Genomic DNA, 14,066 nt, shown 5'->3' with positions numbered 1-14,066 from the left:
GATTTCCGGCGCTGGGAACGTTTCGACAAGACCCCGCGCGTGGCCTCGCATAGCGCAGAGGGCGTGATCGAGCTGATGCCCACGAGCGATGGCGGGCAATACGCGTTCAAATCTGTCAACGGCCACCCCAGGAACACACGCGATGGCCGCCAGACCGTGACCGCCTTCGGCGTGCTGGCGGATGTCGAAACAGGCTATCCACTGCTGCTGACCGAGATGACGATCCTCACCGCCTTGCGCACGGCGGCGACCTCGGCGGTTGCCGCGCGGCATCTCGCCCCGCCCGGCGCGCGAACCATGGCGCTGATCGGCAATGGCGCGCAGTCCGAATTTCAGGCGCTCGCCTTCAAGGCGTTGCTGGGCGTGGACCGCCTGCGCCTCTACGATATCGACCCGCAAGCGAGCAGGCGCTGCGCCCGCAATCTCGCGCGCTACGGCTTCGAGATCGAGATTTGCGGCTCAACCGAAGCCGCGGTGCTTGGTGCCGAGATCATCACCACGGTCACCGCCGACAAGGCGAATGCGACGATCCTCACGGACAATATGGTTGGCGCGGGCGTGCACATCAACGCGGTAGGCGGTGATTGCCCCGGCAAGACCGAACTGCATGCGGATATCCTGCATCGCGCGGACATCTTCGTGGAATATCCGCCACAAACGCGGATCGAAGGCGAAATCCAGCAACTCGCGCCGGATCACCCGGTCAAGGAGCTGTGGCAGGTGATTGCCGGTCAGGCCGAGGGACGGCGCGACGCCCGGCAGATCACCCTCTTCGATTCCGTGGGCTTCGCGATCGAGGATTTCTCGGCGCTCTGCTGGCTCGCGGATGAGGTTGGCCGCACAAACCTCTTCGCCGAACTCGACCTGTTGGCTGATCCCGATGATCCGCGCGACCTCTTTGGCATGCTGCTGCGTGCCGAGGCCGCCTAGCGCCCCTTCGCCGGCTGCGCGATGAGATAGGCCGAAATCGCCTCGGTGAGGCGCGCGGCCTTCTCCACATTCGCATTGTTCGACACCATCAGGGCCGTCACCAGCGCCTCGATCACCAGCAGGGCCGAAACATTGCTGGACGAGAGCACGGGATGCGAGGATTGCGCGATAAGCACCTCGCCCGCGAGCGGCGCCAGGGGCGAGGCAATCGAATCCGTCAGCGCGATGATGCTCGCCCCGCGATCAAGCGCGAAACGCGTGAGATGCACCGCATCCGCGGCGTAGCGCGGGAAGGAAATCGCGATCAGCAGGTCAGACGCCTCAAGGTTCATCAGGCGCCCGGCGGCCACTTCCGTGCCGCCATACTCCACCACATTCACGAGTTGTCGGCAGAAGGGCTGGAGGCCAAGCGTGAGCAAAGCCGCGAGATGCGCGGAGAGCCCGAAGCCGAGAACATAGACGCAAGAAGCTTCTGACACCTTCTGCGCTGCGCGGCTGAGCACCGCCGGATCCAGCCCCTCAGCCGTCGCGCGGAGATTGGCGAGCGAATCCTGGAGGCTTGCGCGCAAGGGGTCGTCACTGGCCTGCCGGGCCAATGCGCCGCGCAGCTTCTCCACCGGTCGCAGCACTTCCTGCAACGCCTCGGCCAGCGCGGCACGCAGTTCGGGATACCCATGAAAATCCAGCGCCTTGGCAAAGCGCGAGAGCGTGGCCGCGGAAACGCCACAGGCCGCCGCCATGTCCTCGATGGAGAGCGAGGTGCCATGCACCGGATTTCGCAGCAGATATTCGGCGATCACCCGATTGGAGGTCGAGCCGGACGCCTGCTGCTCACGCAGCCGCTGGCCTAGGGGAGAACTGGCGAAGGCCGTGCCACCCGCGCCGACAACGGCACCGGATATGTGAAGATAAGTTTTCATAACTTGACTATATGAAAATTTCCTGACACCGTGAAGTCATATCGGAATGGGGACCTTTCCGGAGAACAGGGAGACTTCACCATGCTCAAGCGTACCTTCCTTGCGGCCCTGATGGGCACCGCGCTCACCGCCACCTTCGCGACCACGACCATGGCCCAGACCGAGAAGCTGCGCGTCGGTGTTGAGGGCAATTATCCACCATTTTCGATGATCGCGCCGGATGGAAAGCTCCAGGGCTTCGATATCGACATCGCCAATGCCATCTGCGCTGAGATGAAGGTGGAATGCACCTTCGTGCAGCAGGAATTCGACGGCATCATCCCCGCGCTGAATGCGAGGAAGTTCGATCTCATCGTTGCCTCCATGACGATCACGGAAGCGCGCAAGAAATCGGTCGATTTCTCCGATCCCTATTATGACGTGCCCCAGCGCTTTATTGCGAAGCAGGGTGCCTTCGCGGATCATTCTCCGGCTGCCCTGAAGGGCAAGAAGATCGTCGTGCTGCGCAATTCGCCGCGCGCGACCTATCTCGCCGAGAACTACAAGGAGAGCGAGGTCGTTCTCGCGGGCAAGGAAACCGAGGTCTACATGGAACTGGCGGTGGGCCGCGCGGATGTCGCCTTTGGCTCGTCCGTGGTCTCGGGCGAGGCGTTCCTGAAGAAGCCGGAAGGCAAGGGCTATGCGCAGCTGGGCCCCGCGATCCGCATCGGCGCGGGCTCGGGCGTGGGCATCGCCGTGCGCAAGGATGACACGGCGCTGGTCAACCGCATCAATGCGGCGCTGAAAGCCATCAAGGCCAACGGCACCTACAAGAAGCTCGCCGACAAGTATTTCGATTTCGACATTTCCGGCTCGTGAGCTGCCGGCCGGAGCGTCTCCCCGCTCCGGCCTTTTCCTTCCACCCAGAGCGAGGCCGCCCTCTCCCCGTCGCTGACGGGGGTATGGCGCGCTGCGCCCGGAGGCACGTCCATGCTGCAGGGTTATCTCCCGGCCATTCTCGATGGATTGCGATCGACGCTGCTGGTCTCGGCGGTCTCGCTGGCGATTGCCTGCCTGTTCGGACTCGTGGGTGCCAGCGCCAAGCTCTCTAACTCACGCGCGGCGAACATCCTGGTCGATGCCTACACCACGCTCATCCGCGGCCTGCCCGAACTCGTGCTGCTGCTGCTGATCTTTTATGGCGGGCAGATCATGATCAACAGGCTCGCCGACCGGGCCGGGCTTGGCTACATTGACATCAACCCCTTCATTGCCGGCACGACGACCCTCGGCTTCATCTTCGGAGCCTATCTCACGGAAACCTTCCGCGGTGCGATTCTCGCCATCCCGCGCGGGCAGATGGAGGCGGGCCTGGCCTATGGCATGACGCGGATGCAGGTGCTCACCCGTATCACCCTGCCGCAGATGGTGCGCCACGCCATCCCCGGTTTCACGAATAACTGGCTGGTGATGATCAAGGCGACGGCTTTGCTTTCGATCATCGGGCTCGACGACATGGTGCACCGGGCGAACCTCGCATCCGCCGCCACGCGCCAGCCTTTCACCTTCTACGCGACGATTGCCGGGATCTACCTCGCGGTGACGACGGTCTCGATCCTTGGCCTCGGCTGGCTGGAAAGGCGCTTCTCGCTCGGCGTCAGAAAGGTGGAATTCTGATGATCGACTGGGCTCTCGTTGCGGAATCCCTGCCCGCCTACTGGCGTGGCCTGCAGGTCAGCCTGCTGCTGATGCTGATCTCGATCAGCGCGTCCTTCGTGCTTTCGGTGCCGCTCGCGATTGCGCGTATCTCGCGCAATCCGTGGCTCTCGAAGCCAGTGTTTCTCTACACCTATGTGATGCGCGGCACCCCGCTGCTGGTGCAGCTCTACATGATCTATTTCGGGCTCGCGCAGTTCGAATGGCTCCGCGAAAGCGCGGCCTGGCCGCTCTTTCGCAATGCGTGGTTCTGCGCCTGGCTCGCCTTCGCGCTGAATTCCACGGCCTACACGACGGAAATCCTCGCCGGTGCGCTGCGCCAGACGCCCAACGGCGAAATCGAAGCCGCGCGCAGCCTCGGCATGTCCACGGGCGCGATCTACCGGCGCATCCTGCTGCCGAGCGCCGTGCGCCGTGCACTGCCGCAATATGGCAACGAACTGGTGATGGTGATGCACGCGACCTCGATCGCCAGCGCCGTCACGATCGTTGAACTCACGAGGACGGCACGCGACGTCTACTATAACAACCTCGCCCCGCTCGAAGCCTTTGGCCTCGTGGCCGTGTTCTACTTCGCGATTACCTTCACGCTCGTGGGCCTCGTGAAGCTTCTCGAGCGGCGTTTTCTTCGCCATCTCCAGCCCAAATCGGCCGATCCGGCCCCGGTGCGCGCATGATCACCGAGCAGATCGATATCCCCTCCGGCAGCAACAGCGCGGCCTACCGCCTCACGCTGCATCGGTTTGGCCACCGCGGCGCGCGCCCGGCGATCTATATTCAGGCCTCGCTCCATGCCGACGAAATTCCCGGCATGATCTGCGTCGCGGCCCTGCGTCGTGCCCTCGCTGTGCGGGAAGCGGCCGGTGACATCCGCGGCGAGATCATCCTCGTGCCGGTCGCCAATCCCATAGGGCTTGCACAAAATGTGCTGGGCAACCCGATCGGCCGGTTCGACCTAACCGATGGCGGGAACTTCAACAGGGACTTTCCCGCGCTCGGTGACGCGCTGAGAGAAGCTGCAGGCGAAAGGCTCGGCCGCGACGCAGCCGCCAACGTGGCGATGGTGCGTGACACCCTCGCGCGATTGCTCGACGAACATCGCGCGACCACGCCGTCCGAACACCTGAAGAAAGCGCTGGTGGGCCTCGCGCTCCCCTGCGATCTCGTGCTCGACCTGCATTGCGATGCCGAAGCCTCGATGCATCTCTACACCCACTCGGCCTCGGTCGCGACCTTCAGCCCCCTCGCGGCGCGACTCGGCTGCATGGCCTTCCTGATCGCGGAGAATTCCGGCGGCGATCCCTTCGACGAGGCCATCAGCCGCCCCTGGGCGGAACTCGCCGCCGCACGACCCGATATGCCCATACCCTTCGCCTGCCAATCCACGACCGTGGAACTGCGTGGGCAAAACGACGTCTCAGATGACCTCGCGCAGCGCGATGCCATTGCGATCCTCGGCTTTCTGCAGGATGTCGGCGCAGTTTCCGGCCCGGCGCAGCCGTTACCCGCGCCACTCTGCGAGCCGACACCGCTCGCTGGCTCGCTGCCGATCATCGCTCCGATGGGCGGCATTCTCACCTATCGCCGCGAGGTCGGGCAGCAGGTGGCTGGGGGCGAGGTGCTTGCAGAAATCACAGACCCCGTCACCGGCGAGGCAACCGATATCGTGAGCCCCTGCAACGGCATGTTCTTCGCCCGCACCGCCCTGCGCTTCGTGGCGCCGGGCCGCCGCCTCGGCAAGGTCGCCGGGCTGAACCCGCTGCGCTCCGGCACCCTGTTGAGCCCCTGAGGAGGTCTCGATGACCGAAATCGCATTGAAACAGGCATCCGAGACCAGCGAGAAACTGCGTGTCGAGGACCTGCGCAAAAGCTTTGGCGCCGTGGAGGTGCTGAAGGGCGTGACGATCACGGCCCAATCCGGCGACGTGATCGCGCTGATCGGCTCCTCCGGCTCGGGCAAGAGCACGATTCTGCGCTGCCTGAACCTTCTTGAAAAGCCCAATGCTGGACGCATTGTTGTGAGCGGCGAGGAATTGAGGCTTGTGCCGGATCGCCGGGGAGAGCTGAACGCGGCTGATCCCGTGCAATTGCAACGCATGCGTGCGCGGCTCTCCATGGTGTTCCAGCAGTTCAATCTCTGGTCTCACATGACGGCTCTGGAGAACGTCATCGAGGCACCAATGCAGGTGCTCGGCCTTCCGAAAGACGCGGCGGTGGCGCGCGCCGAGCGCTATCTCGCACGCGTTGGCGTGACGCACCGCAAGAACGCCTATCCCGCTCATATGTCGGGCGGCGAGCAGCAGCGGGTTGCGATTGCCCGGGCGCTCGCCATGGAGCCGGAGGTTATGCTCTTCGATGAGCCGACCTCGGCGCTTGATCCTGAGCTCGTTGGTGAAGTCCTGCGTGTCATGCGCTCGCTGGCTGAGGAAGGCCGGACCATGCTGGTTGTCACCCACGAAATGGGCTTCGCCCGCGAGGTCGCCAATCGTGTCGTCTTTCTGCATCGCGGTGTGATCGAGGAGGAGGGCCCGCCAGCAGACGTGCTTGGGTCGCCCAGAAGCGAACGCCTCAAGGCCTTCCTGGCATCAAGCTTGAAGTAGGATACCCACCCTTGTGACGCCGCCACCTAACTGCCGGCCAGGCAGAGTATGCTCAATCGCAGCAATCTCAAGTTGATGCTGAAGCCCACCTGCCCACAAGCTGTTTTAGCTCGTAAGTACCGATCTGCTCACGTTCGAACCCGTTCTCACGAGGTTCTGCCTAAAAAAAGTGACATATTCCGACTTCCAGGCCCAGAAACGCTGTAGAATTCGGAGGGTTGAGCGCCCGATTTCCCAGCCCTGTGAGAGCGCGTTTTTGGGGCCATCACCGCTAAGTCCCGGACAAGTCGGAGACATATATGATCATTAAGTTATTGATATAATTAGATAAAATCGTTGGTGCCCCACATCGATATCAAACCAATCTGGTGTGGTTCCAAATCATTTTTCCGGAAAACTCTCACCAAAAACTGACACACCGCTTTTCTGGCCGATCATAGGCGCGGCCACACACCATCTGTGCTCGGCCTCACGCCCAGTGAATCATTCCAATTCACCCTGGCCCATCATCATGCAGCGCTGGCATCCGTCGAAGGAATTAGGCGTCAGCGCTGCCGCGCAATCTCGCACCCCCCACTATTGCCGGCGAGGACGACAACGCGACCGGAGGCATAAAGCCTTGATGCGAAGCCCGGCGCGCGCGCCCGCAGCCGGAAGACGCGCCCGCTTCCACCGAGAATATCGACATCCGCGCTTGCGATGGCCCTAAGAGCGTCGGCCTCGCTGATCGCGAAAAGCGTCACGTTTCGCGAGGCTTCCGAAGCGAATGGCAGCGCGAGAAGTGCGCCGAACCAGAGCACGAGCGCCGTTCCGGCAGCACGCAGAAGCACATGCCAACCCACATGACCCGCGTCAATAATCATAGGCATGCTCGAAACTGCCGCCCGCTGCGCGGACATCGCGAACCAGTGCGCCGAGCCGCGCAACCGGAAGATAGAGGCCGCGCCGCGCCCAGCCCGGGCGTGCCTGGACCGGAACGGCAAGCAGGGCTTCCGCGTCGACGGGCGGCTTGGCCCAGCCTTCCGGCACGATCACGGTCACGAAGATGTGGTCATTGCCAGCGATCTCGAAGATGTGCCGGCCCTTGTCCAGCTGGTCGAGCAGGATCGCGGTGAAGGCGCGGTAGCGCGGCGTCTCGATGATGACGGAGCCATCCGCGCGGCGCTCGATCAGGCGGATCGGGCCGCCGGGTGCGACCTCACTGTCATCGAGCGCGGAGATGACACAGCGCAGGGTCAGCTTCGCCGGGGCAAGATTGGCAGCCAATGCCATCAGGCGGGCATAGAGTGATTTCGCGCCCCATTCGAGGCTGAGCGCGAAGCGCCTCTCGAGCGCGCGGATCATGGCCCGCGAGGTCAGCGGCACGTCCCGCCAGAACTCCACCAGCCTTTTGCCGAAAGGATATTCGTACCAGGGCGTCTGGCGCAGGAAAGCGGCATAATCTTCCGCGAGATCGTGCGCGAAACGATCCTCCGCTGTCACACTATCGCCCGCCGCCATCCATGCCAGACGACCGAACGTCGTCTCGTAAAGGCCCTTGATGCCCAATTCGACCGAGAAACTGACACCGATGATATAGAGCATCGCCTTGACATCAATCGCAACCGGTCCCTTGGCGGAAGCTTTCGCCGCGAGCGAGCAGAGGTTCGTCCAATAACCTCTGATGGCGCCGGTATAGGCAAAAGCGTGTTCGCCGCTTCTGTGGGCGACCACAGTGAGATCCTCATAGGCATGAACGATCGACCATTCCGGATAGGTCAGGAAGGTATCGGCCAGCGCGCGTCGCTCCTCCAGCGGCAGGATCGGATGATAGTTGGACGCCTCCTTGGGCAGGCTGTCGAAACACTGCGTCTCGACATAGGCAATGGGCATGGCCGCAGCGAGCAGCATCACACCCGCCGCAAGGCTAAGCCATTTGAGAAGGCGCCGCATGGCCCCCACTTATGCCGCCTCTGGTCTGCGCATGAGGAACATGCCGGCAAAAACCGCGAAACCTCCGAGTGCGATATGCGGGAGATTGGCGAGTATCTTGAAGGTGAAAGGCAAGGCTTGCACACCGTAGATCAGGATGCCGAGATCGAGATAGCCGGAGCCGGTGGCAAGCCCTAATGCGCCATCGGCAAGATAAAGCGTGCCGAAAACCCTGAGGAAGATCTCGCTCGCGCGCTTTGAGACAAGAGCCGCGATACCGGCCCAGGCGGCGGAGGCCCAATGGAGCATGTCGTCATAGATATCGAGCGCGAAAATCCCGAAAGCGCGCCCCTGCGCATCCGTCAGGCCGGGAATATAATTGAGCAGCCCGGCGAAAAGCAGCGCGAGGCAATAGCCGGCACAGATCCAGCGCAGCAGCATCGGCGGGCTCCTTCTTACGCGTTGAAATAGGTGTTCCACATCGTGTTCTGGAACAGAAGGCCGGGATCATAATGCCGCTTGCGCTCGGCGAAACGCTGCGCTTCCGGGTAGATCCGGGCGAGTTGGTCTGGCCGGGCATGAAGCCGATAGGGCAGATAGAAGCTCCCGCCGATCGAACCGACGAGTTCGATCAATTCCTCGGTGACCCGGAGCATGTCGGTCTCGCCATTGGGATTGACCTTCTGCGAAAACGACATCACCGCCGCGATCCTGTCGGTTGTCGCGAAGGAAAGGACGCTGGTCTGGTCGCGTTTCACATGCCTGAGCGTCACATTGAGAAATTCCGCCGAGGCCTTGGGAATGATGCGCCGGCACCCTTCGAGGAATTCACCGAAGCGGTCGGGGCTCACGAAATATTCGTGCAGGATATCTGTGCGCTGACGGTCGCGGTTCTCGAGATTGACCACCGGCTCGTTCATTAGCCGGTTGCGGGTCGCGACACCATCGGCCAGCATCGGGGCAAGCGAGCGCTCGACAAACCAGCGCAGGCTCTTGCCCCATTCGCGGCCTACCTGCACACGGTAGATCTGGCGCGAAATGCCCGTCAGCGCGCCGCTGCGCGCCGGCGGCGGCAAACCGGCAGCCGGCGTCGGCTCCTTCCGCCATGATACAAGCAAGGCTTCTGAGAAGAATTTTTCCCGCTCGACATTCAGCCGACCATAGATCATCGGCACAGCCGGGTCGTTGGCGGCGGTGATAAAGCGTTTCGCGAAATCCCCCGCCGGCATGGCTTCCAGATTTGGCCTGAGAAGCATGTTCTCCGCCATCTCGACCTCGAGATCGAGGATCACGCCGATCAGCCCGTAACCGCCCATGGCGAGGGCGAAAAGCTCGGCATTCTCGGTGCGCGAGCAGGTGACGATCGAGCCATCCGCCAGCATGAGTCGGATCGACCGGGCCGTGGAGCCGAAGGGGCCATAGGGCGTCGGCCAGCCGTGAGCGTTGACCGAAAAGGTCGCCCCGACCCCGAAATCGCTGTTCGACTGCATCACCGCCGGCGAAAAACCCGCCGGGTCGAGATGCGCGATTACCTGATGCCAGCGCGTGCCGGCATGGACGCGGTAGGTCTTGGCGGCGCGATCGAGCTCGCATTGGTCAATATCGAAAGTCATCGCCACGCCATTGCGGATCAGCGATTGCCCGCCCATCGAATGGCGCGCGGCACCGATCGCGACGGCGTGGCGCGCTGCCGCAGCATCCTTCAGCTCTCGCCTGAGCGCAGCGATGAAATCAGCCTCGCCGGAACGGACATGCCAATGCCGAAAAAGCGGCGTGGGGTTGAGGCGACTGGCATCATTCATGATGATGCGCTGCTGGGTTTGCGCGCTGCCGGCCTTTGCCGAAATAGCCAATGCGCCCAGCCCGGCAACAACGTCGCGACGGGAAATTTTCATGGTCTCGCAACTCTCCGCAGGCTTTTCGGGGATCCGTGACCACGTCATCTCACGGTGGTCGGCATCGCGCAATCTTACCGTATGGCGGACAAGGACTTTGCGTTGCGCGCTTCTTCCAAGCCTTGCCGTGACCGCGTATAGATATGCGTTTATCGCCGAAAAACGAACAGCACCGCCGAGATCCTGCGTGGTTGTTTAGCTCCTGCAGATATCTCCAATTCCTGCGAACCGTTCTGTTGAAGTGCGAACCCGTTCTCACCAGGTTCTGCCTGAAAAAAGTGACATATTCCGACTTCCAGGCCCAGAAAAGGCGTGGAATTTTGGGGCTAAAGCGCCCGATTTTTCAGCCCTGTGAGAGCGCGTTTTCGGGGCCATTGCCGCTATGTCCCGGAAACTTCGGGGTCATTTATATCTACTAAGTTATTGATATCATTGGATAAAATAGGTGGTGCCCCTGGCCGGAATCGAACCAGCACTCCTTGCGGAAACCGATTTTGAGTCGGTCGCGTCTACCAGTTCCGCCACAGGGGCAACGCTGTGTCGCGGGTATCATGGGCGAAGCGCGGGGGTCAACCGGTTCGACAACGCCTCGACCGGGCGACAAGGTCGCATTCTGGCCGCCTTCCGTGTGGCTCTGGCCTCCGTTGGATGGACTTCGCTCGCCCGAGCCGCTAAGCCCGCGCCATGTTCAAGCGCCTCTATGACTGGACCCTCTCGCTGGCGGCCTCGAAACGCGCGCCGCAGGCGCTGGCGGCGGTGTCGTTCACCGAAAGCTCGTTCTTCCCCGTGCCGCCCGATGTGATGCTCGTGCCGATGGTCATGGCGAAGCCCGAGCGGGCGTGGAACTACGCGCTGATCTGCACCATCGCCTCTGTGCTGGGCGCGCTGCTCGGCTATGCGATCGGTGCACTGCTTTATGACACACTTGGCACCTGGCTCATCCGGCTTTATGGCCATGGCGACAGAATGGAGAACTTTCGCCAGCTTTATCAGGAGCATGGCCACTGGATCATCCTCATCAAGGGGCTGACCCCCATCCCCTTCAAGATCGTGACCATCGCGAGCGGCCTTGCGGGTTATGATCTCCTCTGGTTCACGCTGCTGTGCCTTGTGACGCGCGCCGGCCGCTTCTACATCGTGGCCGGGGTGCTCAATCGCTTCGGTGCGCCGCTGAAGGTCTTCATCGAGAAGAACCTTACCGCTGTGGGCTTCGTGACACTTCTGGCGATCATCGGCGGCTTCGCGGCCGCAAAATTCCTGTTCTGAGGTGGAGCATGTTGCGCATCGGCTATGATCGTCGCGAAGGTGCGCTGTCGGTGGCGCTGTCGCTCGCCTTCCTGGCGATTTGCGCCGCGTGGTTCTTCGAGCTTGTGCTGGGCTACATCCCCTGCAAGCTCTGCCTCTGGCAGCGCTGGCCCTATTATCTGGGCATTCCGCTCATTGTGCTGGGGCTTGTCTCGCATGCGCGGGAGGATGGTGCCGGCTTCCGCCGGCCGCTGGGCGCGCTGGTGGCGCTGATCTTCGCTGCCTCGCTGGCTCTGGGCGTCTATCATTCGGGCGTGGAATGGGGCTTCTGGGCCGGCCCGGCAGATTGCGGCGGGCGCATCTTCTCCGGCCCGGCGAATGTGATGGATTTCGCCAAGCAGCTCGAAACCGCCCGCGCCGTCTCCTGCACCAGCGCGCCGTGGCGCTTTCTGGGCCTCTCCTTCGCGGGCTGGAACGCGGTGATTTCGCTCGCGCTGATGCTGCTCGGCCTCAGGGCCGCCGCAAATCGGATGTGAATTACGGCTCGAGCTCGGTGTCCCAGTAGAGATAATCGATCCAGCTCTCGTGCAGGTAGTTCGGCGGGAAGAGCCGGCCGTTCGCGTGCAGATCCTGCACATCCGGCGCGAAGGGCTGCTGGAAGGGCAGCATCTCCACCTGATGGGGCAGCTTGTCGCCCTTCCTCAGGTTGCAGGGCGAGCAGGCGGTGACGACATTCTCCCACGTGGTCATGCCGCCCTTCGAGCGCGGGATGACATGATCGAAGGTGAGGTCCTCCTTCGCCCCGCAATACTGGCAGGTGAACCGATCACGCAGGAACACGTTGAACCGCGTGAAGGCGGGCGTGCGCGAGGGCTTCACGTAGCTCTTGAGCGACACCACCGAAGGCAGGCGCATGGAGAAGGAGGGGCTCTGCACCTCCCGCTCATATTCCGAGACGATGTTCACCCGGTCGAGGAACACCGCGCGCACGGCATCCTGCCAGCACCACAGCGAGAGCGGGTAGTAGGAGAGGGGCCGGTAATCGGCATTCAGAACAAGCGCGGGGCAGGTCTCCAGCGGCGGCAGGGCCGAGACGCTGCGGATCGAACTCACAGGAAGCTGGGCATGCACGCGACAAACCTCCGTGCCATTTTCAGGCTCGCCGAAATGTCCCGGTTCAACGCGTTCGCACTTCCACGCGAATCGAGCCCCTTGGCTCGCGGTCCTTAGTGTATGGGCTATGCGACAATGTTGTGAAGGGGCGACGGGCGAGGCCGCCAGCCTCAGGCGAGGCGGAACGCCTCGTTGATCGCGCTTTTCACGCCGCCGCCCATCTGCGGCCCGCCGCCGGCGACATAGATCTCCTCGCCGAGCACCACCGCGCCCATGCCGTGGCGTGGCGTGAGCATCGGCGCGTGGCTCTCCCAGAGGTTTTTCGCGGGGTCGAAGCTCTCCACCTGCCCGTAGACGCGGTTTGTTCCTTCCCCGCCCATGCAGAAGATGCGGCCCGCAAACCACACCGAGCCATGGCCGGAGCGCGCGGTGGGGATGGGTGCCAGGAACTCCCACGCATCGGTTTGCGGGTTATAGGCGTGGTGCAGGTTCGAATTGGTGTGGAAAGAGTCCACCCGGCCCGCGATGATGTGGATCTTGCCGTTCACGGCGACGATTCCGCAATGGTCGCGCCCGAGCGGCATGGGCTGGCGACGGGAATAGCGATCGGCCTTCACATCATAGACAAGGTGCCAGTCGATCGAGCGGCGGTTATCCGAGCCGATCGCGCCGCCGACGATGTGGATATTCGGCCCAAGCGCCACACAGGCCATGGCGCCGCAGGCCTCGGGCAGGCGGCGAAGCTTCGTCCATTGGCGGCCGTCGAAGGCGAAAGCCTCGTCATGCGGGGTGCGGTTCTGCTCGATGAAGCCGCCGAACGCAAAGATGCGCTCATCCGCGCCCGCGCCGTGGGTCGCGAGGCCCACATGGTTCGCGCCGCGCGGCAGCGAGGGAAGCTCCTCCCAGCGGTCCGCGGCGGGGTCATAGGCGTGGTGATAGGGCCGGTCGACGCGCTGCTCGGCATAGCCGCCGCAGAGATGCATCCGGTTCTTGAAGGCAACCGCCCAGGCCATTTCCGTGCGCGGAATGGGCAAAGGCGCGCGCGCCCGCCACGATCCCTGCTGCGCGGCTTTCGGCGCGGGGCTGTCGGAGACGGCGTGCTGGAAATGGAGCGCGGGCGTGTCGATCCGCCCCGGCTGGTTCAACCGCTCGAACTGCCCGGAATGATGCGCATGCGGGTTCTGCGCCAGCGCCGGAGCGGCAGCCAGAGCGGGCAGGGCGGCGAGAAGGTGGCGGCGTGTGGGCATTTCTATCAACTCCGCTTCCCAAAATCCCATTCAGCACCGAAATCACTCAACGAAAGTGAGAGTTTTCGATCTGACTTTGAGTATTCAGGTACAACTCTGTTGAGCAAAACTGAAACTATATAGCCATTACACTCATCTTCCAGGGCAAGCGTAAACAACTGGCTCAATTGATCTGCATCGCAAACCGACAGGCAGATCTCAAGGCTCTCAATTGTGCATAAAACAACATTTCCTTGGTATGATAAATGCTCCAAGCTATCTCCTGCCAACTCCCGTGCTCTTTTGTACAAATGCTCTCTATCCAACTCATTTAAAAATAGCCATCGATCATAAGTGAGTAGAACTGGATACATGTTATCAGTTTCTGAGTAAAAACTCACTTGGCGCCATAGTTGTAAGACGCCCTTCGCGAGCTCGTCAAATTGCGCGCTCCTTTCGTCAAAAAAACTACTATACTGTTGTTTTATTGTTAGCTTTGCTGCTTTGCACTCAATTAAATAATTATATTTC

The 14,066-nt window shown here is 62.2% G+C and carries 16 protein-coding genes and 1 tRNA gene; 8 read left to right on the top strand and 9 right to left on the bottom strand.

What is annotated here, in order from left to right:
- A partial coding sequence (locus tag ACKODO_RS07160) for an ornithine cyclodeaminase (protein ID WP_408982760.1) occupies nucleotides 1-930 on the top strand: 930 nt, incomplete at its 5' end.
- Here the strand turns inward: ACKODO_RS07160 and ACKODO_RS07155 are convergent.
- Nucleotides 927-1,850, bottom strand: coding sequence for a MurR/RpiR family transcriptional regulator (locus ACKODO_RS07155; protein ID WP_408982759.1), 924 nt, complete (start codon nucleotides 1,848-1,850; stop codon nucleotides 927-929). The genes ACKODO_RS07160 and ACKODO_RS07155 overlap by 4 nt on opposite strands.
- Before the next feature lie 81 nt (nucleotides 1,851-1,931).
- Between ACKODO_RS07155 and ACKODO_RS07150 the strand changes: the two genes are divergently transcribed.
- From ACKODO_RS07150 to ACKODO_RS07130, 5 genes are all read left to right on the top strand, one after another.
- Nucleotides 1,932-2,708: a transporter substrate-binding domain-containing protein gene (locus ACKODO_RS07150; RefSeq protein ID WP_408982758.1), complete on the top strand. Its 777-nt coding sequence runs from the start codon at nucleotides 1,932-1,934 to the stop codon at nucleotides 2,706-2,708.
- 111 nt (nucleotides 2,709-2,819) lie between these two features.
- Nucleotides 2,820-3,506, top strand: coding sequence for an ABC transporter permease (locus ACKODO_RS07145; RefSeq protein ID WP_408982757.1), 687 nt, complete (start codon nucleotides 2,820-2,822; stop codon nucleotides 3,504-3,506).
- Complete coding sequence (locus ACKODO_RS07140; RefSeq protein WP_408982756.1) at nucleotides 3,506-4,222, top strand: ABC transporter permease; 717 nt, start codon at nucleotides 3,506-3,508, stop codon at nucleotides 4,220-4,222. Before ACKODO_RS07145 ends, ACKODO_RS07140 begins: the two co-directional genes overlap by 1 nt.
- Nucleotides 4,219-5,334 carry a succinylglutamate desuccinylase/aspartoacylase family protein gene (locus ACKODO_RS07135; RefSeq protein ID WP_408982755.1) on the top strand — a complete coding sequence of 372 codons (1,116 nt, stop codon included), beginning with the start codon at nucleotides 4,219-4,221 and terminating at the stop codon, nucleotides 5,332-5,334. The genes ACKODO_RS07140 and ACKODO_RS07135 overlap by 4 nt, the downstream gene beginning before the upstream one ends.
- A 10-nt stretch (nucleotides 5,335-5,344) precedes the next feature.
- Nucleotides 5,345-6,145: an ABC transporter ATP-binding protein gene (locus tag ACKODO_RS07130; protein WP_408982754.1), complete on the top strand. Its 801-nt coding sequence runs from the start codon at nucleotides 5,345-5,347 to the stop codon at nucleotides 6,143-6,145.
- Between the two features lie 545 nt (nucleotides 6,146-6,690).
- On the opposite strand, the gene ACKODO_RS07125 is transcribed toward ACKODO_RS07130, so the two are convergent.
- From ACKODO_RS07125 to ACKODO_RS07105, 5 genes are all read right to left on the bottom strand, one after another.
- Nucleotides 6,691-7,014, bottom strand: a complete 324-nt coding sequence (locus ACKODO_RS07125) for a hypothetical protein (RefSeq protein ID WP_408982753.1) — start codon at nucleotides 7,012-7,014, stop codon at nucleotides 6,691-6,693.
- A complete protein-coding gene (locus tag ACKODO_RS07120; protein WP_408982752.1) occupies nucleotides 6,998-8,077 on the bottom strand; it encodes a hypothetical protein in 1,080 nt (359 codons plus the stop codon). The genes ACKODO_RS07125 and ACKODO_RS07120 overlap by 17 nt, the downstream gene beginning before the upstream one ends.
- Before the next feature lie 9 nt (nucleotides 8,078-8,086).
- Nucleotides 8,087-8,497, bottom strand: a complete 411-nt coding sequence (locus ACKODO_RS07115; RefSeq protein ID WP_408982751.1) for a hypothetical protein — start codon at nucleotides 8,495-8,497, stop codon at nucleotides 8,087-8,089.
- Nucleotides 8,498-8,511: 14 nt separating this feature from the next.
- Nucleotides 8,512-9,951 (bottom strand): FAD-binding protein, encoded by a 1,440-nt coding sequence (locus ACKODO_RS07110; RefSeq protein ID WP_408982750.1) that lies wholly within the window; start codon nucleotides 9,949-9,951, stop codon nucleotides 8,512-8,514.
- A gap of 446 nt (nucleotides 9,952-10,397) precedes the next feature.
- Nucleotides 10,398-10,482, bottom strand: a tRNA-Leu gene (locus ACKODO_RS07105).
- A 153-nt stretch (nucleotides 10,483-10,635) separates the two neighbouring features.
- Here ACKODO_RS07105 and ACKODO_RS07100 point away from each other — a divergent pair.
- Nucleotides 10,636-11,217, top strand: a complete 582-nt coding sequence (locus ACKODO_RS07100; RefSeq protein WP_408982749.1) for a YqaA family protein — start codon at nucleotides 10,636-10,638, stop codon at nucleotides 11,215-11,217.
- Between the two features lie 8 nt (nucleotides 11,218-11,225).
- The gene (locus ACKODO_RS07095) at nucleotides 11,226-11,732 is read left to right on the top strand and encodes a disulfide bond formation protein B (protein ID WP_408982748.1); all 507 of its coding nucleotides are present in this window, start codon (nucleotides 11,226-11,228) and stop codon (nucleotides 11,730-11,732) included.
- Between the two features lies 1 nt (nucleotide 11,733).
- Here the strand turns inward: ACKODO_RS07095 and ACKODO_RS07090 are convergent, their stop codons facing one another.
- The 3 genes from ACKODO_RS07090 to ACKODO_RS07080 form a co-directional block, all read right to left on the bottom strand.
- Nucleotides 11,734-12,282 carry an HNH endonuclease gene (locus ACKODO_RS07090; RefSeq protein WP_408982761.1) on the bottom strand — a complete coding sequence of 183 codons (549 nt, stop codon included), beginning with the start codon at nucleotides 12,280-12,282 and terminating at the stop codon, nucleotides 11,734-11,736.
- Between the two features lie 197 nt (nucleotides 12,283-12,479).
- Complete coding sequence (locus tag ACKODO_RS07085; RefSeq protein ID WP_408982747.1) at nucleotides 12,480-13,556, bottom strand: Kelch repeat-containing protein; 1,077 nt, start codon at nucleotides 13,554-13,556, stop codon at nucleotides 12,480-12,482.
- 5 nt (nucleotides 13,557-13,561) lie between these two features.
- On the bottom strand, nucleotides 13,562-14,066 hold a 505-nt coding region (locus ACKODO_RS07080), incomplete at its 5' end, for a hypothetical protein (protein ID WP_408982746.1).

The organism is Rhabdaerophilum sp., from assembly GCF_046092605.1.
Lineage (GTDB): Bacteria > Pseudomonadota > Alphaproteobacteria > Rhizobiales > Beijerinckiaceae > Rhabdaerophilum.
Note: the sequence above shows the minus strand (reverse complement) of the source record. Positions and strands in the feature narration are given on the sequence as shown.